The sequence below is a fragment of the Shewanella decolorationis genome, from assembly GCF_004354305.1.
Lineage (GTDB): Bacteria > Pseudomonadota > Gammaproteobacteria > Enterobacterales > Shewanellaceae > Shewanella > Shewanella decolorationis.
On sequence record NZ_CP037898.1, the window covers coordinates 4,531,130 to 4,555,473 of the forward strand.

21 protein-coding genes are annotated in these 24,344 nt (G+C 47.4%); 12 read left to right on the forward strand and 9 right to left on the reverse strand.

The genetic code is table 11. The features are described 5' to 3' along the window. The first annotated feature begins 39 nt into the window (after positions 1–39). The gene (pyrE, locus tag EYR25_RS20325) at positions 40–687 is read left to right on the forward strand and encodes an orotate phosphoribosyltransferase (RefSeq protein WP_133182537.1); all 648 of its coding nucleotides are present in this window, start codon (positions 40–42) and stop codon (positions 685–687) included. 95 nt (positions 688–782) lie between these two features. On the opposite strand, the gene folE is transcribed toward pyrE, so the two are convergent. The 5 genes from folE to coaBC all read right to left on the reverse strand — a co-directional run bounded on the left by folE (position 783) and on the right by coaBC (position 6,418). Continuing rightward, positions 783–1,433, reverse strand: a complete 651-nt coding sequence (gene folE / locus EYR25_RS20330; protein WP_023266392.1) for a GTP cyclohydrolase I FolE — start codon at positions 1,431–1,433, stop codon at positions 783–785. Between the two features lie 550 nt (positions 1,434–1,983). Then, positions 1,984–3,969, reverse strand: coding sequence for an alpha/beta hydrolase family protein (locus EYR25_RS20335; protein WP_133182539.1), 1,986 nt, complete (start codon positions 3,967–3,969; stop codon positions 1,984–1,986). A 135-nt stretch (positions 3,970–4,104) separates the two neighbouring features. Then, the gene (slmA, locus tag EYR25_RS20340) at positions 4,105–4,698 is read right to left on the reverse strand and encodes a nucleoid occlusion factor SlmA (RefSeq protein WP_011624325.1); all 594 of its coding nucleotides are present in this window, start codon (positions 4,696–4,698) and stop codon (positions 4,105–4,107) included. A gap of 31 nt (positions 4,699–4,729) precedes the next feature. Next, positions 4,730–5,188: a dUTP diphosphatase gene (dut, locus tag EYR25_RS20345; RefSeq protein ID WP_011624324.1), complete on the reverse strand. Its 459-nt coding sequence runs from the start codon at positions 5,186–5,188 to the stop codon at positions 4,730–4,732. Next, the gene (coaBC, locus tag EYR25_RS20350) at positions 5,189–6,418 is read right to left on the reverse strand and encodes a bifunctional phosphopantothenoylcysteine decarboxylase/phosphopantothenate--cysteine ligase CoaBC (RefSeq protein ID WP_023265765.1); all 1,230 of its coding nucleotides are present in this window, start codon (positions 6,416–6,418) and stop codon (positions 5,189–5,191) included. 119 nt (positions 6,419–6,537) lie between these two features. Between coaBC and radC the strand changes: the two genes are divergently transcribed. The 5 genes from radC to EYR25_RS20375 all read left to right on the forward strand — a co-directional run bounded on the left by radC (position 6,538) and on the right by EYR25_RS20375 (position 10,019). Continuing rightward, positions 6,538–7,215: a RadC family protein gene (radC, locus tag EYR25_RS20355; protein WP_011624322.1), complete on the forward strand. Its 678-nt coding sequence runs from the start codon at positions 6,538–6,540 to the stop codon at positions 7,213–7,215. Positions 7,216–7,337: 122 nt separating this feature from the next. Further along, positions 7,338–7,574 carry a 50S ribosomal protein L28 gene (rpmB, locus tag EYR25_RS20360; RefSeq protein ID WP_006079870.1) on the forward strand — a complete coding sequence of 79 codons (237 nt, stop codon included), beginning with the start codon at positions 7,338–7,340 and terminating at the stop codon, positions 7,572–7,574. A gap of 6 nt (positions 7,575–7,580) precedes the next feature. Further along, entirely contained in the window at positions 7,581–7,754 is a 174-nt protein-coding gene (gene rpmG, locus EYR25_RS20365) for a 50S ribosomal protein L33 (protein WP_006079871.1), read from the forward strand. A 323-nt stretch (positions 7,755–8,077) separates the two neighbouring features. Then, positions 8,078–9,397 (forward strand): amino-acid N-acetyltransferase, encoded by a 1,320-nt coding sequence (argA, locus tag EYR25_RS20370; RefSeq protein WP_039977292.1) that lies wholly within the window; start codon positions 8,078–8,080, stop codon positions 9,395–9,397. 103 nt (positions 9,398–9,500) lie between these two features. Beyond that, positions 9,501–10,019 (forward strand): PH domain-containing protein, encoded by a 519-nt coding sequence (locus EYR25_RS20375; protein WP_133182541.1) that lies wholly within the window; start codon positions 9,501–9,503, stop codon positions 10,017–10,019. Positions 10,020–10,067: 48 nt separating this feature from the next. Here EYR25_RS20375 and rarD read toward each other — a convergent pair whose 3' ends face one another. Then, a complete protein-coding gene (rarD, locus tag EYR25_RS20380) occupies positions 10,068–10,955 on the reverse strand; it encodes an EamA family transporter RarD (protein ID WP_133182544.1) in 888 nt (295 codons plus the stop codon). A gap of 215 nt (positions 10,956–11,170) precedes the next feature. Further along, complete coding sequence (locus EYR25_RS20385) at positions 11,171–11,635, reverse strand: thioesterase family protein (protein WP_011624318.1); 465 nt, start codon at positions 11,633–11,635, stop codon at positions 11,171–11,173. A 270-nt stretch (positions 11,636–11,905) separates the two neighbouring features. On the opposite strand from EYR25_RS20385, the gene recQ reads away from it, so the two are divergent. Beyond that, positions 11,906–13,729 carry a DNA helicase RecQ gene (gene recQ, locus EYR25_RS20390; RefSeq protein WP_133182546.1) on the forward strand — a complete coding sequence of 608 codons (1,824 nt, stop codon included), beginning with the start codon at positions 11,906–11,908 and terminating at the stop codon, positions 13,727–13,729. Here recQ and EYR25_RS20395 read toward each other — a convergent pair. Continuing rightward, positions 13,711–15,489, reverse strand: a complete 1,779-nt coding sequence (locus EYR25_RS20395; protein ID WP_133182548.1) for a diguanylate cyclase domain-containing protein — start codon at positions 15,487–15,489, stop codon at positions 13,711–13,713. The two genes, recQ and EYR25_RS20395, sit on opposite strands and share 19 nt — an antisense overlap. A gap of 496 nt (positions 15,490–15,985) precedes the next feature. Between EYR25_RS20395 and leuA the strand changes: the two genes are divergently transcribed. The 5 genes from leuA to EYR25_RS20425 all read left to right on the forward strand — a co-directional run bounded on the left by leuA (position 15,986) and on the right by EYR25_RS20425 (position 22,628). Beyond that, entirely contained in the window at positions 15,986–17,554 is a 1,569-nt protein-coding gene (gene leuA, locus EYR25_RS20405; protein WP_039977290.1) for a 2-isopropylmalate synthase, read from the forward strand. Between the two features lie 51 nt (positions 17,555–17,605). Further along, positions 17,606–18,700: a 3-isopropylmalate dehydrogenase gene (gene leuB / locus EYR25_RS20410; RefSeq protein ID WP_133182551.1), complete on the forward strand. Its 1,095-nt coding sequence runs from the start codon at positions 17,606–17,608 to the stop codon at positions 18,698–18,700. Next, positions 18,700–20,124 carry a 3-isopropylmalate dehydratase large subunit gene (leuC, locus tag EYR25_RS20415; protein ID WP_133182553.1) on the forward strand — a complete coding sequence of 475 codons (1,425 nt, stop codon included), beginning with the start codon at positions 18,700–18,702 and terminating at the stop codon, positions 20,122–20,124. Before leuB ends, leuC begins: the two co-directional genes overlap by 1 nt. 24 nt (positions 20,125–20,148) lie before the next feature. After that, entirely contained in the window at positions 20,149–20,754 is a 606-nt protein-coding gene (leuD, locus tag EYR25_RS20420; protein ID WP_023265756.1) for a 3-isopropylmalate dehydratase small subunit, read from the forward strand. A 527-nt stretch (positions 20,755–21,281) separates the two neighbouring features. Then, on the forward strand, positions 21,282–22,628 hold the full coding sequence (locus tag EYR25_RS20425; protein ID WP_133182555.1) for an outer membrane protein transport protein: 1,347 nt from the start codon (positions 21,282–21,284) through the stop codon (positions 22,626–22,628). 61 nt (positions 22,629–22,689) lie between these two features. Here the strand turns inward: EYR25_RS20425 and EYR25_RS20430 are convergent, their stop codons facing one another. Further along, positions 22,690–23,976, reverse strand: coding sequence for an NAD(P)/FAD-dependent oxidoreductase (locus tag EYR25_RS20430; RefSeq protein ID WP_133182558.1), 1,287 nt, complete (start codon positions 23,974–23,976; stop codon positions 22,690–22,692). Positions 23,977–24,344 lie beyond the last annotated feature (368 nt).

Below are 24,344 nucleotides of genomic sequence, written 5' to 3' on the forward strand. Positions count from 1 at the left end.
CCCAATAAAAATAGAACGTTAAAGTCGTAAGGAGAGATTGTGAAAGCCTATCAACGTGAGTTTATTGAATTTGCCCTAGAGCGTCAGGTACTGCGATTCGGTGAGTTTACCCTTAAATCGGGCCGAATCAGTCCTTATTTCTTTAATGCGGGTTTATTCAATACTGGACGAGACCTTGCGCGCTTAGGGCGTTTTTATGCGGCGGCGTTAGTGGATTCAGGCATAGAGTATGATCTGTTGTTTGGTCCTGCCTACAAAGGTATTCCGATTGCGACCACAACTGCAGTGGCCTTGTGCGAACACCACGATATCGATATTCCCTACTGCTTTAACCGTAAAGAGAAAAAAGATCACGGTGAGGGCGGTAGCTTAGTCGGTAGCGAGCTTAAAGGTCGGGTGATGCTGGTGGATGATGTGATCACTGCGGGGACGGCGATCCGTGAATCGATGGAAATCATCGAAGCTCATCAAGCGCAGCTCGCGGGCGTATTAATTGCGCTGGATAGACAAGAGAAGGGCAAGGGTGAACTGTCGGCCATCCAAGAGGTTGAGCGTGATTTTGGCTGCGGTATTGTGGCGATTATCAAACTGGCTGATCTGATCAGCTACCTGTCAGAAAAACCGGGTATGGAAGTGCAGTTGGCGGCGGTGAGCCAGTACCGTGAGCAATATGGTATCGAGGCTTAAGCAAGACTTAAGTTTGTTATAAACACCTAAAACCAAAACGCTGCAATTCAATAAGAATGGCAGCGTTTTTTTATGCCCTGATTAAATCTAACAGCTTATTTGGATTGATTTAAAAACTCGGCACGGGTGGCGGGGTTAGATTTAAAAATCCCCCCTAAGGCGGTGGTCGTGGTGGAGCTGGTGGAGTCCATTACGCCGCGGGATTTTACGCAGTAATGTACCGCATCCATTTTAACCGCAACATCTTTAGTTTCGAGCAAGGTCTGCAGCGCGACTAACACTTGCTGAGTCAAACGCTCTTGTACCTGAGGACGTTGGGCAAAGAAACGTACAATGCGGTTAATCTTTGATAAACCAATAATTTTTTTACGTGGAAGATATGCAATGGTTGCCGTGCCATCAATAGTGACAAGGTGATGCTCACAGGTACTGGTCAGGCTAATATCCTGCACTCGCACCATTTCATCAAAGCCCATTTTGTTATCAATCACAGTGATCTTTGGAAAGTTCTCATAATCTAGACCGGAGAATATTTCGTCGACATACATTTTGGCGATGCGGCGTGGGGTATCGGCAAGACTGTCGTCGGAAAGATCCAGCGACATTAATGTCAGGATTTCCTTCATATGGTGTTCAATCTTGTCCTTACGCTCTTCAGGAGTAAACACACTGGGGAGCATGGGGGTTTCAAGTCCGCGCTCTTGCAGGGCGGCCTGTACTTTTACTGCTGCTTCACTTAATGCCATTTTTATCCTCCACTACTTTTGTAGCGGCTATCACTGAAAACCTAGCACTGGTCGCTGTGTATCAGCAATCAGGCGCACTAGGGTACAAATCGATTCGTTGTCACTTGGACAAGAATAAGGTGGGGCAGAATAGCGCGAATTGCGGATAATTCATACCAAAAAACGCTCACGCTGAAGATGAAAAAGTCGATAGTCCTTATCGATTATCGGCTCCTCGGGGCGTTAAAACATCATTATCTTGATGAAGATAATAGGGCGTGTTGACGTTTCAGGATTATTTTTGCAGCAATGTGGCTGGCTTTTATGCAAGACAAAGTCCGTGCTGTGCAGTTATTCTACATAAACGGACGATAACGCGGCAGAAAAGCCAGCCAAATGCTGCCCGAAGGGTTCGTCTGGCAAGCCCTTGCTCTTATTTTCTGTCATAAGAGCCGCTCGTCATTTGAGTAGAATAACTACACATCATTCCTCGTTTCGCGAGCACGTGCTTGCCAGAACGAACAAAATTTAATCTCGAAACGTCAACACGCCCTAGTTATTTTAGTGAGTACTAAAGTTTTAAGTTGGTTTTTAAGAAGCTCAGCATCTGATCGTAATATTTGGCTCTATGCTCATCGTTATAAAAACCATGGCCTTCGTTATCCATCACCAGTTTTTGGTAAGGGTAATTATGGGCTTCGAGGGCTTTTTCGAGTGATTCGAGTTGTTCAATCGGCGCTCGCTCATCGTCACCACCGTGCACCAGTAAGAGGTTTGCTTTTAATTTAGCAACGTTTTCAGAGGGGGACATGGCTTTTAGGGTGGCTTTGTCTTGGCCAAGTACGTCCTTAAGATAGCTTGTGCCTGAACGTGTTCTGGCGACGTCACCTTCATCAAACATCAACTCCAGATCATACACACCAGCAAACCCAACCGCACATTTAAACATATCGGGTGCTAATACCGCACTTTGCAAGGCGCTATAACCGCCAAAGCTACCGCCTGCGATACACACCCGTTCCTTATCGGCAAAGCCTTGGTCAATCACATATTGAGTTGCATCGATAATATCGTGCTGAACATCCGAGCCCCATTTTTGATAGCCAGCTTGCTCGAAACGCTCGCCATAACCCCCTGAGCCACGGAAGTTTACCTGCAACACCGCCATACCATTTTGAGCAAGTAGTTGGTTTTGTGAGTCAAACCCCCACCAGTCACGAACGCCATGGGGGCCACCATGGGGATTGACGACCAGAGGTAAATTTTTGGCTTCTTTTCCATTGGGTAAGGTTAAGTAGCCATGGATTTTCTGGCCATCACGGTTAGTGAAACTAATAGGTTTAACCTCAGCCATTTTTTCGGGGTCGAGCCACTTACGGGCGGCGGCCAGATACTCTAGCTTGAGTTTTTTCGTATCAAACAAATAGTAATCACCGGGATTGCGATCGTTAAATGCAATCACCACCAATTGTTCGCCATTACGGGTTTCGCTGACGATTTGCACTTGATGCCCCGGCAGGGCCGCGAGTAAATCCTTAAGCAGTTTGGCATGGTTATCGTTGTTATCGACAAAGGCATAGCTCGGATAGCCATTTTCAAACTCAACGGCATAGAGCTGTTTGTTAGTGCCATTGATCCAGAAGTTGCTCGGATCAACGACCTCATCTTGAATGATTTCCGCTTTATCGCCTGTTTCGAGATTGATGCGATAGACACCTAAGGTTTCATTACCCACGCGGCCAGCGGCATAAATGCTATTTTTATTATCGGCGAAGGAGATAGGCGTAAAATCACTTAAGCCTAGGTTGAGTTTGTCGGTGTTTACCCATTCGCCATCTTTGCGGTAAAAGACTTTAGTAATGTTTTTGCCATCTTCCCCTGCCACAAAGCGGACTTCACCCTCATGGTCTGTCATAAAGCGTGCTCGGCCAATGGGGGAGCCTGTTATACGTTTACGAACCCCGCTAAATAAGTCAACGCGGTAAACATCCTGAAGTGTTTCAGTAAAGTTGGGGGCACCACCCCATGGGATCGCATTGACTAACATATAACGCTCGTCATCAGGCATGGGATCGAGAATAAAGGCGGTAGCACTTATAGGAGTATTTTTCTTGAGATTCGATCCTGTTTGTTGCTCGCCGCTGTTATATCCAAATAGATATTTAGGGCGAGAGCCATCGGCGTTGACCGCCATTAATTCACCGTAGTATTGGGGCACATCGCTCCAGCCTTTAAGGTATTCTTTTGCCAGTACAATGCGCTCGCTATTGGCCCATTCATAGGTGCCTACCTGTGCGTTGCTCGGGAAGCGAATTGCATTAAGCAGTTTTTTGGTTTGAGCATCTAATACTATAAGTACATTTTTACCCTCGACACTGGTAATTGCGCTCAAGTACTTACCAGTAGGTGATATTTTCACATCAGCGTACTCATTGCCGCGACTGAATAATTGGGATTGTGACAGGGTATTTGTCGCCGAGGTTTCGGCCGCTAATGTACTGAAAGGCATAATAGGCAAGCAAATTACGGCCAATGCAGCAAATGGCAAAGATTTCATCTGACATCCTTGTAATATTGTTGTGATTTTTGTTTTAAAAATGTTTATTCGAGATTAAAGCAAAAGAAATACTGATACAAGGAGTAGGGGATAATATAAAGGACGGTGATTACCGTCCTTTATATTGAAAAATCATTAGCTTTGTAACAGCTGATGCTGAATAAAGCGCCACTGTTCATCGAAGTGCTGTGTTGGTTTGAGTTTAAACTCACTGCGGACAAATTGAGCAATTCGTCCTTCAGCGAAAGCTAACAGCAAATTAGCTAAAATAGCCTCATCTAAATTAAAGCCTTTACCTTCACGCAGGGTTTTTTCCCGCAGGATTTGCTTAAGTTGGGTCTCAATTTTGGCAAATAGGGTGCTGATACGACTGCGTAGACGTTCATTTTCACCTAAGAGTGCATCGCCATTGAGTACCCGAGAGATACCAGGGTTGCGCTCGGCAAAAATCAACAGCAGTTGCAGCACTAGTTGACAACGTCTCATGGTGTCTTTTTCATCATCCATGATGATGTTGATGCGGGAGAGTAATGATTCTTCAATAAACTCAATTAACCCTTCAAACATCCGCGCTTTACTCGGGAAGTGGCGATAGAGTGCCGCTTCCGATACACCGACTTCTGAGGCGAGTTTAGCGGTGGTAATACGTTGTCCTGGGCTGGTTTCTAGCATTTGCGCTAGGCATTGCAGTATGTGTTCACGACGATTAATTTTTGGGCTTACAGCCATTGCAGTATCCTTCGCTCAATAACGATTCAGGTTATTTAGTGCCAGAATGGCCAAATCCACCTTCACCACGGTCTGAGCTGTCGAACTCATCAACGAGTTTGAATTGCGCTTGCACCACAGGGACAAATACCAGTTGTGCGAGACGATCACCAATTTCTAAAGTGAATGGGGTATCGCTGCGGTTCCAGCAAGAGACCATCAAAGGGCCTTGGTAATCTGAATCGATTAGCCCAACCAGATTTCCAAGGACGATACCGTGCTTATGGCCAAGGCCTGAACGGGGCAGGATCACGGCGGCAAGGCCTGGGTCTGCCACGTGGATGGCGATGCCAGTCGGGATTAACTGAGTCTCACCTGGGGCTATCGTCATTGTGGTATCTATCATGGCGCGAAGATCCATGCCTGCGCTACCAGGTGTTGCGTAGGCTGGCAGGGGAAATTCGGAACCAATGCGGGAGTCGAGGATCTTTAATTCAATCGGTGTTTTCATTTATTTTGTTTTTTCTTTCACTATCAACGAAAGTAATTGCCGAGCCAACGTGAGCTTATCGGTAGCTGGCAAATCTTGACTACCCTGCGGCCAGAATACACGCAGGGCATTGGCATCGGCATTAAAGCCAAGACCAGCAACGGATACATCGTTTGCGGCGATCATATTCAAATTTTTGCGTTTGAGTTTATCGCGGGCGTAGGCTTCTACATCATGGGTTTCGGCGGCAAATCCCACCACAAAAGGACGGTTTGCCAAGCTTGCAACCGTCGCTAAGATATCAGGATTCCTCACCAGCGCAAGTTGCATTTCTTCGGCGGACTTTTTGATCTTACAGTCCGCAATATCGCTGACGCGATAGTCGGCAACCGCCGCGCAGCCGATAAAAATATCTTTTTTATCAACATTATCCATCACGGCGTCGAGCATGTTTTGCGCCGATTCGACATTGATGCGCGTCACCCCTTCAGGCGTGGCTAAATTTACGGGTCCTGCGACCAAGGTCACAGCGGCGCCCATGTCTGCTGCGGCTTTCGCTAAGGCGAATCCCATCTTGCCTGAGCTGTGATTAGAGATATAACGCACCGGATCGATGGCTTCACGTGTTGGCCCTGCGGTAATGAGCACTGACTGGCCCGCTAGGGGCTGCGTTTCCTGTTCAGCATAGACATCTTTTGTTGCAAAAAAGCGACTGGCAAGTTCGGCAATTTCGAGCGGTTCGAGCATACGACCAGGGCCGACTTCGCCACAGGCTTGGCTGCCGCTGGCGGGGCCCCACAGGGTATAACCTCGGCCTTGTAAACTCGCTAAATTGGCTTGGGTAGCGGCATTGCGATACATCTGCTGATTCATCGCGGGGCACAGGGCTATCGGGGCTTCGGTCGCAAGGCAAGTGGTGGTGATAAGCTCATCCGCCATGCCAGCATTGATGCGGGCGAGAAGATTCGCCGTTGCAGGGGCGATAATCACTAAATCCGCCCAGCGCGCGAGCTCGATATGACCCATTGCCGCTTCGGCGGCGGGGTCGAGTAAGCTTGATGATACTGGATGGCCAGACAAGGCTTGCAGTGTGAGTGGGGTAATAAATTCCATGGCGCTCTGGCTCATCACCACTCGCACATCAAAGCCGCGTTCTTTTAAGCGGCGCACTAAATCCGCACTTTTGTAGGCCGCAATGCCGCCACCAATACCCAGTAGGACGTTTTTCGTTATCAGGCTCACAGACATCATCCGAGATTGAAATAATGTCGCCAACCATACCACAAAGCGATGAATTGGCGTGACTGTCCAAGTTCAAAAAATCTCGTCCATACTCTCTAAAGTAAAAATAGAAAACGACAGGAGGTCACATGGCGATTAAGGATTGGCCAGAGGGAGAAGGGCCGCGAGATAAGTTATTAGTCAAAGGCGCTGCCCATCTTTCAGATGCAGAATTGTTGGCCGTTTTGCTGCGAAATGGGCTGAGCGGTTTGAATGCGGTCGACCTTGCACGCTCACTCATTCAAGAATTTGGTGGATTAAGAAGCTTACTTTGCGCACCAAAGCATCAGGTGTGTCGACTTCCGGGCGTGGGACCTGTAAAATACGCCCAGCTTCAAGCCGCGGCTGAATTAGCGAGGCGTGTGGCACAAGAAAACCTGCAGAGAGGTCAGGTTTTGACAAATCCCGATTTAACTCGGGATTATTTAATGAGACAATTAGCTGACCGCTCCTATGAAGTGTTCGCAATTTTGCTGCTGGATAGCCAGCATAGAGTGATTCAATTCGTCGAATTATTCCGCGGAACAATAGATTCAGCTTCGGTGTATCCACGTGAAGTGGTGAGCTTAGTGCTGGAAAAAAAGGCTGCTGCCGTCATAGTGTGTCACAATCATCCGTCTGGTATTGCCGAGCCCAGTCAGGCTGACAGACGAATAACTGAGCGATTAAAAAATGCGTTAGCAACCATAGACGTATCCTTACTGGACCATATGGTTGTTGGTGATCGAGAGATAGTTTCCTTCGCGGAACGAGGCTGGATTAATTAATCTAACGCTTGATCTTACCTCTATGATCGTGTATAAAATGCGCCCTCTTTGTGCCTCGGGCGACGGCCATACGAGGTACATTAATGCTCGAGCGTTAAAATTGTTTTTTGGAGAAGACTGACATGTCAAGAGTATGCCAAGTTACTGGCAAGAAGCCGATGGTTGGTAACAACCGTTCGCACGCAAAAAACGCGACCCGTCGTCGTTTTTTACCTAACCTGCAAAACCACCGTTTCTGGTTAGAAGAAGAAAAACGTTTCGTACAGTTACGTGTATCTACTAAAGGTATCCGTCTGATCGATAAGAAAGGTATTGAAGTTGTTGTTGCTGAACTTCGTGCCCGTGGCGAGAAGGTGTAATAGATCATGGCTAAAGCTAAAGGTAATCGTGAGAAGATCAAATTAGTTTCTACAGCTAAAACTGGTCACTTCTACACAACTGAAAAAAACAAGCGTAACATGCCAGAAAAAATGGAAATCAAAAAATTTGATCCAGTTATTCGTCAGCACGTTATCTACAAAGAAGCAAAAATCAAGTAATCCTTGTTTAGTGTTTCGAGAAAAGCCCCTTATCTAAGGGGCTTTTTTTTGGCCTTTTTTCGGCTTCTCGTCATCAAGTTGAGATAAATCTGTCCCATACTTGGCCTGTATTGCTAAAGCACATCGAGTTAAAAAAATGTGAATATTTATCTGGAATGCAGTTTTTTGAAAATATAAGCACTTTATTGTATTAAATCTGTATTTTTGTGAGAATAAATTCTTTATTGGTGAATTAAAATGCAATACTATACGCGGGTTTTAGTCATTCACTCTTGGTGTGTCATATTGGCATTGCCAGCGCAAATATGAGGTGTAAACAACGCGTGCGTACCACTGAACTGGTTGATGGATTTCGTCATTCTGCCCCTTACGTCAATGCCCATAGAGGGAAAACCTTTGTGGTGATGTTGGGTGGCGAGGCTTTAGCACAAAATCAATTTCGCGGCATTTTAAATGACGTGGCCCTGCTGCACAGTTTAGGCATTAAAGTGGTGTTGGTGTATGGCGCGAGGCCGCAAATCGATGCAGCATTGGCAGCCAATGGAATTGAACCCGCCTACCACGAAGGTGTACGTATCACCGATGAAGACTCGCTTAAAGTGATCAAGCAGGTCGCGGGCGCATTGCAGTTTGATATCACCGCACGTTTATCGATGAGCCTCAGTAATACGCCGATGCAAGGCGCGCAAATCAACTTAGTCAGCGGTAACTTTGTGATCGCCCAGCCTCTGGGAGTCGATAATGGTGTGGATTTTTGTTTAAGCGGCAAAGTGCGCCGTATCGATACTCAAGGGCTTAAGCGTCAGCTCGATAACCACTGTATCGTGTTGATGGGGCCGATTGCTGCATCCGTCACTGGCGAAAGCTTTAACCTCACCGCCGAAGAGATTGCCACTCAAGTCGCGATCAAGCTGAAGGCCGATAAGATGATTGGCTTTAGTTCGCAAAACGGCATCCTCGATCGCAATGGTGATGTGATTGCCGAATTAATGCCAAATGACGCGCAAAACATTCTGACTAAGCTTGCTGAGCAAGGTTCAGCCTGTGTGGGCACTATGGCTTTCCTCAAGGCGAGTATTGATGCGTGCCGCAATGGTGTGCCACGTTGTCATTTGGTCAGTTACCTCGATGACGGCGCTTTGCTGCAGGAGTTGTTCTCCCGTGAAGGCATAGGTACGCAAATCGTAACAGAGAGCGCTGAGCGTCTGCGCCGCGCGTCGATTAGTGATATTGGTGGAATCCTCAATTTAATCCGTCCTCTGGAAGAGCAGGGCATTTTGGTGCGCCGGAGTCGTGAGCAGCTTGAGATTGAGATCGAGCAGTTTATGTTGATTGAGCGTGATGGCTTAGTGATTGGCTGTGCGGCCCTGTATCCCTTTGAAGAGGATAACGCCGGGGAGTTTGCCTGTTTGGTAGTGCACCCAGATTATCGCGATGCCGATAGGGGCAGTTTGTTGCTGAAAAATATTATAGGTCAGGCGCGTAGCCGTGGTTATTCGCGTTTGTTTGCCTTGACTACCCGCAGCATTCACTGGTTCTTAGAGCATGGCTTTGTGATTGAAGATGTGGATGCATTGCCGCAGAAGAAAAAGCAGCTGTATAACTATCAGCGCCGCTCTAAAATTCTCGCACTCGATCTGTAAGCTTTTCACGCTTGATAAGATGCCAGTCTAGCGCTGGCATTTTTGTTGACATAATATGTCTTTATTGGCAGATTAAGCTTTTGTTCCTCAAGGACTGCCCACCATGGTGACTCAGTTTTTCTCTCTCGCACCTCTGACTCAAACCTCCATTTTAAGCTTTATTATCTTGCTGTTAGGTTTAGCTGGCGTATTGTGGATGTTGTGGGTTAAACCCATGCCTAAAGTGGCTAAATCGGCGAGCTTAGGCATCTTGTTAGTGATGATCGGCGGATTTTCTTGGGTGTTTTATCAATCCCATAATGCTGAAATCGCGTTAACCGACACTGAGCTGAAACTCGATATTCCCTTCTATAAAGTGCATTTAGCACGATCCGAGCTGCTGGTCGAGCAGGCGCGCATTATCGACTTGAAGCAGGAACCGGATTTAACGCTCAGCTTTAAAACCAACGGCATAGGTATGCCGGGCTTTCAACTCGGCTGGTTTAACCTAAAAGGGAAGGGCAAGGCATTTGTCGCAGTGACGGATAAATCCGACTTGGTGTTAGTGCCAACGACGCGAGGCTATAATCTGCTCTTGTCTGTGCCCGAGGGTGAAAAGTTTATCAGCCAGCTACAAAAATAGCTGTTAAGGTTAACGGCTACTTCTGTAACTATTGGCTACGGCGTGATGTTATCGCGCCGTTTTGCGTTTATAGGCCATATCGAAGGTGAACACCAGCAGGGCGCTCCAGATAAAGCCAAAGGTGATGCTCTTCTCGGCATCAAAGGGTTCATTGAATAAGGTTACCGCGAGGATAAACATAATACTCGGGCCGATATATTGGAAAAAGCCGAGCATAGACAATGGAATACGTACCGCTGCGCCAGCAAAGCACAATAGTGGAATTGTGGTAACAATCCCCGCCGCCATCAACAACAAATTAAGGTGCCAATCGTTGGTGAGCATATTCGCCGTGGCGCTATCTAAAGTCGCGACCAGATAAACCAATGCGACCGGTAGCAGAATGGCGGTTTCGACTAGCAGACCCGATTTAGCATCCACATTGACCTTTTTACGCAGCAGCGCATATACCCCAAAGCTGCCCGCTAAGGCGAGGGAGACAATGGGAATAGAACCGAATGAAATCAACTGAATAAGCACGCCAGCACTCGCCAGCGCGACGGCAAACCATTGCAACTTACGTAATCTTTCACCTAAAAACAGCATGCCGAGCAGCACATTCAGTAGGGGGTTAATAAAGTAACCCAAGCTGGCATCGAGCATATGATCGTTATTCACGGCCCAGATAAAAATCAACCAGTTGGCGGCAATCAACAGGGAGGTGATGGTGAGCACGAGTAGCTGCTTTGGCTGTTTAAACAGTTGACGCAGCTTTCCAAAGCCACCGATAAACAGCATGATGATCACCATAAACACAAATGACCAGATCACCCGATGCAGTAAAATTTCGGTCGCCGAAACATGGTGGAGTAGTTTGAAATATAAGGGCGCAAATCCCCACATACAGTAAGCACTGACGGCGAGTAGGATCCCTTTGCGGTATTCAGTATCAGGCATGAGACATCTTCGAAGGACAACAGGACGGCGATTGTAGGAGGCTATGGGAATTGACTCAAGGTGTGTGCGGCCGCCTTTTTCGTTACAGGATGTCTCTAATAACCAGTGCTCAGCAAAAAGTAGAGGGAAACACCTGAATAATCAAGGTGTTTTCCTTTAGCTTATCGATGATGAATGCGGTAAAAAAATTCTAAAAAACGATGTGTGACAACGGACTAGCCAACCATATAAGTGCCTGTGCCGAAGGCGATATGGGTTCCTTGCTCGTTATGAAGCTCCATGCGACATACCGAGACGCGATTGCCAGCACGGATCACGCTGCCCGTGCCAGTGAAAACCTGTCCACGCCCGGGGCGCAGGTAATCAACGCGCATATCGATAGTGCCTAAGGTCTGCAACCGTTGTTGTAACTCCTCCACAGTCCAATCATCACGACTCGCAACCAGTCCTGCAAAGGCGGTGAGCCCTCCTACCACATCAAGCACAGTGGCGGTGACACCACCGTGGAGAATTTGTTGGTGAATATTGCCAATGAGTTCTGGCTTCATATTGATCACCACTTCGACGCCATCTATGTCGTAGCGTTTGATATCCAGACCCAATAAATTATGAAACGGCACGTGCTGATCAAACACTTCGGCAACACGTTTGAGTACTTCGGCTTGAATTGGGTTTGTCATGCTGTTCGTCCTTGTTGGCTGTAGGGCTTCTTAGAATAGGGTCGAAGCGTGTGCAATAGCGTTCGACTTAGAGCAATTAATCTACAGCCAAGCCTATGCCTAATGCAACTTAAGCCTTTGTGCGGGCAAATCGTCTTAGGTGTTGTGATGAGTCGTGGTAGCAGCCTAAGCCTTAGTTGTTAGCGCTGGGTCAGTTTGAGCAAGATGGCGCAAGACAGGAGCGATTCTGTCCTTTAGAATAGGCGCCCTTACTTTTTAGCTAGAAGATCCATGGAAACTCAGTTACTCGACATACATGATGATCCGCTGTCGCAACGCCTAGCGCAGGTGTTTGGCTACCGTGATTTTAGGGACGGTCAGCGCGAGGTTATCGAACGTGTATGCAGTGGTGAGGACTGCCTTGTGATCATGCCCACTGGCGGCGGTAAGAGTCTGTGTTACCAGTTGCCCGCACTGCTGATGCCTGGCATCACTATCGTAGTATCACCGCTGATTTCATTAATGAAAGATCAGGTCGACAGCCTGTTGCAGACGGGGGTCAATGCCGCCTATTTAAACTCCTCGCAGCCGCGGGAGCAGAGTGTAGAGGTGCTGAGGCAGCTGCATCGAGGCGAGCTAAAACTGCTATATGTGTCTCCTGAGCGGTTACTTACTGGCGATTTTATCGAGCGCATGCGCTCCCTGCCGCTATCCATGTTTGCCATTGATGAGGCGCACTGCATCAGTCAATGGGGACACGATTTTCGTCCTGAATATGCCGCCCTTGGCCAGTTAAAGCAGCTCTTCCCCCATGTGCCCATGATGGCGCTCACCGCCACAGCGGATCAGGCGACGCGGCAAAATATTTGCGAGCGCCTAGGGATTAATCCCTTTAGGTTACTATCGAGTTTCGATCGGCCTAATATTCGTTATACGGTTGCCGAAAAACTCAATGCCGCGAATCAATTACGGCAGTTTTTACTGCAACAAAATGGCAGTAGCGGCATTGTCTACTGCAGCAGCCGTCGCCGTGTGGATGAGGTGGCAGAAAGACTCACGCTGCAAGGGTTTCATGCTAAGGCTTACCATGCGGGCATGACGCCAGAAGAACGCGGCGAAGTACAAGATAGCTTCCTTAAAGATCAAATTGATATTGTGGTTGCCACCGTGGCCTTTGGCATGGGAATTAACAAATCCAACGTGCGCTTTGTGGTGCATTACGATATCCCTAAGAGCATCGAAGCCTATTATCAAGAAACTGGTCGAGCGGGGCGCGATGGACTCGAGGCCGAAGCCTTTATGCTGTTTGATCCTGCCGATATTGGGCGGGTGCGCCATCTTATCGAACAGTCGGAGCCAGGGCCACAGCAGCAGGTGGATTTCCATAAACTCAATACCATGGCTGCATTTGCAGAGGCGCAAACCTGTCGTCGCCAAGTATTGCTGCATTACTTCGATGAGAGCGCGTTAGAGCCCTGCGGCAACTGCGATATTTGTCTCGATCCGCCTAAACGTTATAACGGCACCGAGGATGCGCAGAAGGTGCTATCTTGCATCTATCGGCTCGGACAGCGTTTTGGTATCAATCATTTGATTGAAGTCTTGCGTGGCTCCAAGGGCGCCGCGATTGTGGATAGAGGGCACGATAAACTCAGCACTTGGGGCATAGGCAAAGACAAAAGCCATGAATATTGGTTGAGCGTTATCCGTCAGCTCATCCATTTGGGGCTTGCGAGCCAAGATATTACGCGGGGCTCGTCCATCACCTTAAACCCTTCGGCAAGACCGATCCTTAAGGGCGAGGTGGCGCTAATGTTGGCGGAACCACGGATTCAACTGACCAACATTAAGCGCAAAGTCACTCAATCGCGGGCACCGCTGAATTACGACCGCAAACTGTTTGCGAGGCTAAAAGCCCTGCGTCGCACGATTGCCGAGGAGCAGGATGTGCCGCCCTATCTGGTGTTTAACGATGCGACCCTAGCGGAAATGGCAGCCATGATGCCGACCAGCCCCGGTGAAATGCTGGCGGTCAACGGCGTCGGTGAGCGCAAACTCAGCCGATTTGGTGACGATTTCCTCGATGAAATTGCCGCCTATTTAGCGGGGGAATAACTATTTAGTGGCTCGCTGCCCTTGAGTTTGCCTAATCGATTGATGCTAGCGCGTTTAACCAAAGATTCCAAAGTATCAAACTGTTGCATTACTGCAACGCCAATATTCACCTTACTTGTTCCTTGTAAGGTCTGAATGGTTGGGGTGATTTGGTTGACGACTCGTTGCGCGCCCACGGCAGAAGTATAGGGTAGAACGATAACGACCTCATCGATGGAATAGCGTAATAGTTTGTCTTGTTCCCGCAATTTGTCTTGCAGCTTGTCTAGTAATCCCGGTAAGTCGACTTGACGAATTTGGCTGGCATTGAGCAGCAATAATGACAGCGGATAATCACCCTGTTTAGCGCTGTGGAGTGTTAGTTCAAGTTGTTCTAGTGGTGGAATATTTTTGGGGCTAGCATCGGCTGCTGGTGCACGGTTATTTTGTTTATCAATAAAATACCAAATAGCGCTGCCAGTGAGTGCCATAATCACTAAAAATAATGTGCTATAGGCCCAATCAAGGTTTAAATCATTTAATAATGAAGTGTGACTATGTTGCTCATCACTGTTAGCATGTTCTAATCCTTGTTGATTGAGTCTGGCTTTAAACTGCAAAATTCGGGTGTTATTGGTAGCTTCATTTGCTAATTCAGCTGCATCGAAGCGTTTTTGTAAAAACTCGTAGGCCAATTGGTAGTTATTATGGGTTTGATAGTAGTCGCTCAAAATGCCGTAAAACCACTTTAGGTCTGTATACTGTTTTAGTGCCTCTCCTTGCTCTATAGCGGATTGCATCAACGTGATTGCCGCTTCATCTCTATTCTGTGCAAATCTAATCTGAGCAAGTAAACGTGTAGAACGCATCATGGCAACTTTTTGGTTTTGTTGCTTAAAAGTGTTCATTGCAATGGAGATATATTCTTCGGCCGTGTCGATTTTTCCTTTATCGAGGGCGATTGAAGCCAAAATGGCATAGCTATAGGCGAGTTCGAGTGGAGAGCCTATTTCTGGCAGTAAAATTTTTGCTTGTTTTTCCAATTGATCGCTGTATTCACGATCGTTGTTGTCAAGCGCGATTCGAGCAGCATTACGCAGTAGCACATGTCGGACTTTTCCTTTGGCATCCGCACTTTTTAACGCTAGCTTAGTGTAATACATCGCTTGGGGTAAGTCGTTGGTTGCGTAGAGTAAATTGCCCATTGCGGCATAGACATAGGCCTGCGGTGGCCACACCCAATTTTGTGTTTGTGAATTGATATCGGGATAGATATCGAGAGCGATACGTAAATCTTCGATGGCGGAGGAAAAGTTATCGGTATTGGTATCGAGTTGTCCTCTTAGCCTTAGTGCATCGATCAGGGCTTGAGGTTGCTGATAACGTCTGGCAAGAGTAATCGCAGAGTCGAGCAAGGGTAAAGCATCTTGGATATTATCATAATTGAGGTAGGCATCGGCCTGACAATTCAAAAAGTAGGGGCGAGCTTGATCGAGCTTAAGCTGCTTAGCGCTGGCCTCACCCATCTGGGCAAGGTTAATTGCCGCTTCATTTTCCCCAAGCTGTAGAAAATTTTGACATTTCAATACGTTGAGTCGAAGTTGATTGATGTCATTGGTGTTATCCGATGTTTGCTGTTTTTCTAATGCGGTAATTTGCGCTAAGGCCTTGGTGGGGTACTGATAAACCATCTCTGCGAGATTATCTAACTGGTCGTTAGCACTGGCCCATAAAGGGAATAGCCATAAAAACAGGCTAAGTGCTAAGACGCGAAAATCCATTTTTTGCTCCATACCGTGCATCGATTCAACAATCCGTAACTGCAGGCGTGGATTATAACGTGTCTCTATGCTTTTTTGCATAAAAAATGATTTTTTTGTTATAAATTTGAGCGAGTCCAATTTATTAATTCTTATTCGCTAGCAAGGGATTAACAACTATCTCTTTAGATAGAATGCTGACATTTTGCTATTTAGGGGAAAGTATAACGCTGAACATGAAAAAAATTGGGGTTGACACATTGTGCTTGGCGAGTTAAATATTAACCGTCCTTATTTTGAGTCAATAGAATAAATATTTAATTTAAATGAATAGAATTAGCAGCAAACTCGACCTCCTCCTTCTCTCTCTCGCGCCACAAACGCGGAGGTCTTAGTGTTGCTCGCTCGATAGAAAGGCAAAACACTCATAAACCCCGCACCAATGTTGCGGGGTTTTTTTGTATCTGAATACGGCAAAAGTTAAATAATGAACGGTGACGTTCCATGGAGAAGCGAGATGTCTAACAGAGTAATTATATTTGATACCACCTTACGTGATGGCGAGCAGGCGTTAGCGGCAAGCCTGTCGGTCAAAGAAAAGTTACAGATCGCCATGGCGTTGGAACGTCTCGGTGTGGATGTGATGGAAGTCGGTTTTCCGGTGTCGTCACCCGGTGATTTTGAGTCGGTGCAGACCATTGCCCGTACCATCAAAAATAGCCGCGTGTGCGCCTTATCCCGCGCCTTGGAAAAAGATATCGATGCCGCCGCCCAGGCATTATCGGTCGCCGAACAGTTCCGTATTCACACCTTTATCTCCACCTCGACCATCCATGTGGAGAGCAAGTTAAAGCGTTCATTCGATCAAGTATTGGAAATGGCGGTCGGTGCGGTGAAATATGCCCGTCGCTTTACCGATGATGTTGAATTCTCTTGTGAAGATGCAGGGCGTACGCCAATCGACAACCTGTGCCGTATGGTAGAAGCGGCGATTCACGCTGGCGCTCGTACCATCAATATCCCCGATACCGTGGGGTATACAGTGCCAAGCGAGTTTGGGGGCATTATTCAAACCTTGTTTAATCGCGTACCGAATATCGATCAAGCCATTATCTCCGTTCACTGCCACGATGATTTAGGTCTATCTGTCGCCAATTCGATTACTGCTGTGCAGCATGGCGCGCGCCAAATCGAATGTACCATGAACGGTATTGGTGAGCGTGCGGGTAACTGCTCCCTAGAAGAAATCGCCATGATCTTAGCAACTCGTAAGAACCTGCTAGGGTTTGAAACGGGGATTAATGCGAAGGAAATTCACCGCACGTCGAATCTAGTCAGCCAGTTATGCAATATGCCAATCCAGTCGAATAAGGCGATTGTGGGCGCGAATGCCTTTACCCACTCTTCGGGGATTCACCAAGATGGCATGTTAAAAGCGCAAAACACTTATGAAATCATGACGCCAGAAAGTATTGGTCTGAATCGCAATAACCTGAATATGACCTCGCGCTCAGGCCGTCATGTGATTAAGCATCGCATGGAGGAAATGGGCTACAGCGAGCAGGATTACAATCTGGATGCCCTGTACGAACAGTTTTTACATTTGGCCGACAAAAAGGGTCAAGTGTTTGATTATGACTTAGAAGCCTTAGCTTTTATGGAGGCGCAAGCGGCGGAAGATAATTTCTATCAATTACAGCAGTTAGTAGTCCAATCCGACTCCACCGAAGGCGTGGCCACGGCCACTGTACGCATCGATGTCGGCGGTGAGATTAAAACTGAGGCCGCCACAGGCAATGGCCCTGTTGATGCTGCCTATAACGCTATCGCCCGTGCGACGGACCGTCGTATCGATATCATCAGCTACAAATTAGGTGCGAAAGGCGTAGGGCAAAATGCCCTGGGTCAGGTCGACATTACCGCGGTGTACCATGAACAAAATTTCCACGGTGTCGGCTTAGCGACCGACGTGGTTGAGGCATCAGCCCGTGCGTTAGTGCATGTGATGAACTTGACATGCCGCGCCGATAAGGTCGCAGATTACAAACAGAATATGCATAAAAACAGAGAGCTGGGTGGCGTGTAACCCAGGCGATATCGAGCATAAAGTTTTCACATTGAAGGAGTGAGCGGGCGTATGAGTTATCAAATTGCAGTATTAGCCGGGGATGGGATTGGGCCAGAAGTGATGGCCGAGGCACGTAAGGTGTTAAAGGCGGTTGAGGCGCGTTTTGGTCTTAATATTGAATACACTGAATATGATGTCGGTGGTATCGCTATCGACAATCATGGTTGTCCATTGCCTGAAGCAACACTGAAAGGTTGTGAAGCGGCCGATGCCATTCTATTCGGTTCTGTCGGTGGTCCTAAATGGGAAAAACTACCGCCCAATGAACAGCCAGAGCGTGGTGCATTATTGCCATTACGTGGTCATTTCGAATTGTTTTGTAACCTGCGCCCGGCAAAATTGCATGATGGTTTAGAACATATGTCACCGCTGCGCAGCGATATTTCTGCTAGAGGTTTCGATGTTCTCTGCGTGCGTGAGTTAACGGGTGGGATCTACTTCGGTAAGCCTAAGGGGCGCCAAGGTGAAGGTGAGAGCGAAGAAGCCTTCGATACCATGCGTTACAGCCGCCGCGAGATTGCCCGTATTGCGCGCATTGCCTTTGAAGCCGCCCGCGGACGCCGTAAAAAAGTCACTTCGGTCGATAAGGCAAACGTCTTAGCTTGTTCGGTGCTGTGGCGCCAAGTCGTAGAAGAAGTGGCGGTGGACTTCCCCGATGTTGAACTGGAACACATCTATATCGATAACGCGACTATGCAGTTGCTACGCCGCCCCGATGAGTTTGACGTGATGCTGTGCTCTAACTTGTTTGGCGATATTCTATCGGACGAAATCGCCATGCTGACTGGCTCCATGGGCTTGTTGTCTTCAGCGAGTATGAATAGCACTGGCTTTGGTTTGTTTGAACCCGCTGGTGGTAGTGCGCCGGATATCGCGGGTAAGGGCATCGCTAACCCGATTGCACAAATTCTGTCGGCCGCACTGATGCTACGTCACAGTCTTAAACAAGAAGAGGCGGCGAGTGCCATTGAGCGCGCCGTGAGTAAGGCACTGAATTCTGGCTATTTAACCGGTGAGCTATTAAGTGGCGACCAACGCCATAAGGCCAAATCGACAGTCGAAATGGGCGACTTTATCGCCGATGCAGTTAAGGCAGGTGTGTAATGACGACTCCTTCAACATCAACCGCTCCGAAAACCCTGTATCAAAAAGTGTGGGATGCCCACGTTGTGGCAACCCCAGAGGGCGAAGCGCCAATCATTTATGTCGATAGACACTTAGTCCATGAAGTGACATCGCCTCAAGCCTTTAGTGGCTTAAAAGTGGCTGGGCGTAAGTTACGCGCCCCAGAGAAAACTTTCGCGACCATGGATCACAACACTTCGACACGCAGTGCCAGTCTAGATGCTTTAAGCCCTATGGCGCGCACTCAGGTTGAGACCTTGGCACAAAACTGTAAAGACTTCGGCGTGCGCTTATATGACATTCACCATCCGAATCAAGGCATTGTGCATGTGATGGGGCCTGAGATTGGCATTACCTTACCCGGCACAGTGATTGTCTGTGGTGATTCTCACACCGCGACCCACGGCGCCTTTGGCGCTCTGGCCTTCGGTATTGGCACATCTGAGGTTGAGCATGTATTGGCGACCCAAACCCTGCGCCAATTAAAAGCCAAGACCATGAAAATCGAAGTCCGTGGTCAGGTCACCGATGGTGTCACCGCTAAAGATATCGTATTGGCGATTATCGGTAAGATTGGTATGGATGGCGGTACTGGCTATGTGGTTGAGTTTTGTGGTGAGGCTATTGAAGCCCTGTCGATGGAAGGGCGCATGACAGTCTGCAATATGGCGATTGAAATGGGCGCTAAGGCTGGCATGGTCGCGCCGGACCAAACCACTTTCGATTACCTAGAAGGTCGTGAGTTTGCGCCAAAGGGCGAAGATTGGGCACAAGCCGTCGCCGCCTGGAAGGCGCTGAAAACCGATGTTGGCGCTGAATTTGATGCCACTGTCGTGTTAGATGCGGCCGATATCGCGCCGCAATTGACTTGGGGTACTAACCCTGGGCAAGTGGTTGCCATCGATGCGCCCGTGCCTAATCCTGCTGATGAGACCAATCCAACGATTCGTTCTAGTATGGAAAAAGCTTTGGAATATATTGGATTAACTCCTGGTACGCCGATGACAGACGTCGCGATTAATAAAGTCTTTATCGGCTCTTGCACTAACTCGCGGATTGAAGATTTACGCAGTGCGGCGAAACAGGCGCAAGGGCGCAAAGTGGCTGCGGGCGTTACGGCAATCGTAGTGCCGGGGTCTGGCCAAGTGAAAGCACAGGCCGAGGCCGAAGGGTTAGATAAAATCTTTATTGATGCCGGATTCGAATGGCGTTTACCGGGCTGCTCTATGTGTTTAGCGATGAACGATGACAGATTAGAAGCGGGTGATCGCTGCGCCTCGACCAGCAACCGTAACTTCGAAGGGCGCCAAGGCCGTGGTAGTCGCACGCACTTGGTGAGTCCGGCGATGGCTGCTGCAGCGGCGATTGCTGGGCATTTTGTCGATATCCGTAAACCTTACTAACCGTCATCCCAAGAGGAGAAGTTAATGCAACCTTTTACTTGCCATACCGGGCTTGCGGTCATGATCGACAGCGCCAATATCGATACCGATCAAATTATCCCGAAGCAATTTTTATCTAAGGTGACGCGGGATGGATTCGGGGTGCACTTATTCCACGACTGGCGTTATCTCGATGATGCCGGGGATGTGCCTAACCCTGATTTCACTCTAAATAAGCCTCGCTATAGCGGTGCGTCGATTCTGCTGGCACAGGAAAACTTTGGCTGTGGCTCCAGCCGTGAACACGCCCCATGGGCATTAGCGGATTTTGGTCTGCGCGCCATTATTGCCCCGAGCTTTGCTGATATTTTTTATGGAAACTCCATCAATAACGGTTTGTTGCCGGTGAAGCTGAGCGCGAATGAAGTGCGTCAGTTAATGGATGAGGTGGCGAGTGAAGAAGGCGCACAAATCACCGTCGACTTAACGACTTGTAAGGTGACATCGCCTTCGGGAGCTGAGTTTAGCTTTACGTTGGCCGAGTCGGCGCGGCATAAATTGCTAAATGGTTTAGATGCCATTGGCTTGACCTTGTCCCACGGAATGCAGATCAGCGAATACGAATCACAAATCCCAAGTTGGCGATGTTAAGCATTCAGCGAACACTTGTACCTTAATAGAAGTTAATCTTAAACGCCTAGTTCGAAAACTAGGCGTTTTTATTATCTATGCTTAAGTGTTTAAGTCTAATGCATTGTATTTATTGATTTAAAATGGATGATGGCTTTTCTGTATCGCAAACAAAATGAATGCCAGTGATTTATGCTGAATTTTAATAGATAAAATGGCTTACAGGTGTTTATAGGTTTTTTGTGGTTTAGTGTATTGTTTTTAAATTGGTTTAAGTATTTTTGGTGTTGCTTTAAAAATGCTTTCAGCAAATATCTTGTTGAAAAAATACTGATTATTCTTGTTTTAAAAGTGATTTATCTCACTAAAAATATTGATTAGGTTGTTTTGCCTAGTTTTTTTATCTGTTTTATTCCAGCTTGTTGCAAACATCTTCTGCATCGGTAAACTGCCGTGCATTCAATCTGGAGTGTTTGCTCTATTTTGTGTGAACGCCATTGTGACCAAGTTACTGGCACAGATAACAATAATATTTTTCGAGAATAACAATGCAAAAACGTCTTCTGACCTTGGCTGTGACTGCAGCCTTATTAAGCACAACGACTCAAGTGTATGCCGCAGGTTTTCAACTTGCCGAATACTCGGCAACTGGCTTAGGCCGCGCCTTCGCCGGTGAAGCCGCAATTGCTGATAATGCTTCGGCACAAGCGCGCAACCCTGCGATGCTGACCTATTTAGAAGGTCGTCAGTTATCTGCTGGTGGTATCTATGTGATGCCCAATGTAGATGTGAAAGGTGACGTGAGCCTAAGCTCACCTCTGCTTGGTCCAAATCCAATCGTGATGAACGGTGATGCTATCGACGTAGCCGATGACGCTTTGGTACCTAACTTTTATTATTCCAATCAGTTGAATGACCAATGGACTTGGGGTCTGGCAGTTAACTCGAATTATGGTCTTGCCACTGAATTGCCTGCGACCCATGCTGCGGCTATTTTTGGTAACAAGACCTCGGTCACTACTGTTGAGTTTAATCCAAACATTGCCTATCGCATCAATGATGCGGTTAGTGTTGGTGGTGGTGTGCGTATCGTTTATGGCGAAGGTGAAATCGGTGCTTCGTTACCGGGCTGGGTGGATAAAATTAAACCCGGTTTACCTCCACAAGTAGCTGGTATGCTGCCTCCTGGTGGCACTGAACTCAAAAGCATGAAGGGTGATGACATTGGCTACGGTTGGCAAATCGGTGCTAGCTGGCAAATTAACCCTGCTCATCGTTTAGGTTTGGCTTACCACAGTGGTGTGCAGCTTGACTTAGATGGTCATGCTTCTGGTGTGATTTATGATGGTGGTCAAAATCTGTCAATCGAAGGTTATTTACCACTTGAGTTGCCTGCGTTTGCCGAGTTGTCGTCTTATCATCAATTGACCGACAAATGGGCGATGCACGCCAGTGTTAACTGGACTGATTGGAGTGTATTCGATCAGTTAGTGGCGTACTTCCCTGGTGAAGTTAAGCCAAAGGGCGGCTTAGAATCTGATCTAGTAAAAGAAGAACACTTTGAAGATAACTGGCGCTTTGCTTTAGGTACGACTTACCAAGTGAACAATGAATGGTTAGTGCGTGCCGGTGTGGCCTTAGATAAAACCGCCGCAAATGATGAGTGGCGCACGACAACTATCCCTGACTCAGACCGTCTGTGGTTCTCTGTTGGTGCGGGTTATCAAGCGACTAAGAATCTCAATATTGATTTGGCGATCACTTATATCCGTGCTACGGGTGATGCTCCGATCAATGAACAGCAAAATCTGTTAAACCTAGCGACTGTTAACTTTAACGGTGAAGCGAGCGGTAATGTTTGGTTAGCTGGTATCCAAATGAGCTACAAGATGTAATATCAAGTTTGATTAAAAAAGCCCTGAATTTTTCAGGGCTTTTTTGTCTGACGCTGATCTGTTATTCCGGATCCTTAGGCTCATGGGTGCGGTGAATGCCTAAACTGCCGAGTACATATTTTTCATAAATAGGTTCGCTAGTACCATTGCGGACTTTGTAGAGAAAGTATTTCTCAAAGGCAATTTTGGCCACATGTACCCATTTACCCATAGATGTCCAGTTAGCATTGCGGGGAGGATTTTGGGGGAGAGCCACAAAGGCGGCACCCTTATCTCCCATGTCGGCCAAACAAATAGCATTAAGTGTTGGATGGGTCTTGGGAGGCTCGCCTTTTAAACTGGAAAGAATATTATCCACAATGGCAGTGGTCATAGATTCAATCATAAAACCCGTTTTAGGTACGCCAATGGGTACGGGAGTTTTTTCCAATGGTGGGAGTGCTACGCACACGCCGGCGGCATAGATTTCTGGATAACGTGGTGAGCGCTGGAACGTGTCGGTGAGTACAAAGCCCTTCTCGTTACACAGTTCTGGTACTGCTGCTATCGCAGGACTGCCTTTAAAAGGGGGTAAAAACATTGCAAGGGAGAAGGGTAAAGTATGTTGAAATTCGACTTCTCCTTTTCTATCTAATTCATCAACATAAGCCATACCTGATTCAAAGTGGGTCGTTTTAGCATTGCAAATCCATTTGATGCTACGTTCTCTAAATTCGTGTTCCATAAGTGACTTAGAGTCTCCCACGCCGCCGAGGCCCATATGACCCACATAGGGCTCGCTGGTGACAAAAGTGATAGGTACATGCTGACGAATTTTGTGTTTACGCAATAAGCTCTCTAGGGATAACACATACTCATAGGCTGGCCCAAAGCAACTTGCACCTTGTAGTGCGCCGACAACCACTGGGCCGGGTTTAGCGAGCAGTTGTTGGAAGCATTCGTAGGCTTTTTCGGCGTGATCAATGGTACAAATAGATTGAGTAAAACCATCTGGACCGGCGCCTGGTACGTTTTCAAAGGCGAGTTTTGGGCCAGTACAGATGACTAAGTAATCGTAATTATCTGTTGTACCATCCCCTAAGGTGAGTTGCCTATTCATGGGATCTATATGAGTCACCCCTTCACCGGAATAACTAATCTTACGTTTAGCTAAGTAGGTTCCAATTGGAAGACTGATGTCTTCGCGCTTACGTTCACCGAGTGCTACCCAAGGATTTGAGGGAACAAATTGGAAGTCAGCCCCTTCACTGATCACGCCTATTTCACAATCGGAAGGCAGTCGCTGTTTGAGTTCAAATGCTGCCGATACGCCACCTAGTCCCGCCCCAATTACAATGACTCTTTTCATTATCTACTCCTCCGAATGGATATTGTTAACAAAGAACCTGCCTTGGTCTTTGTATAATCTAAATCTTATCAATTAGATTTTTCTAATTATATAAAGCGTAGAAGGTATTTGTTTATTTGCAAAGCGAGTTGGGCGCATTGATGCTTTAGGGGCATTTTGGCTGCAATTAAGCGGGCGTATGCACTTGTGCTGCCCTTATTCTAGATAAACGGATAATAGCGCTGCCCTAGCAAACAGTATGTCATCGGACACGCTACACACCTGAGTATCTTCTTAATGATTTATTTGATTTTATTCACTGTTTCGGTCGATGCTGGTCAAAGACAGCCATTAAGAATATATTCACCCCAAGGGAATTTTGTGGCGAT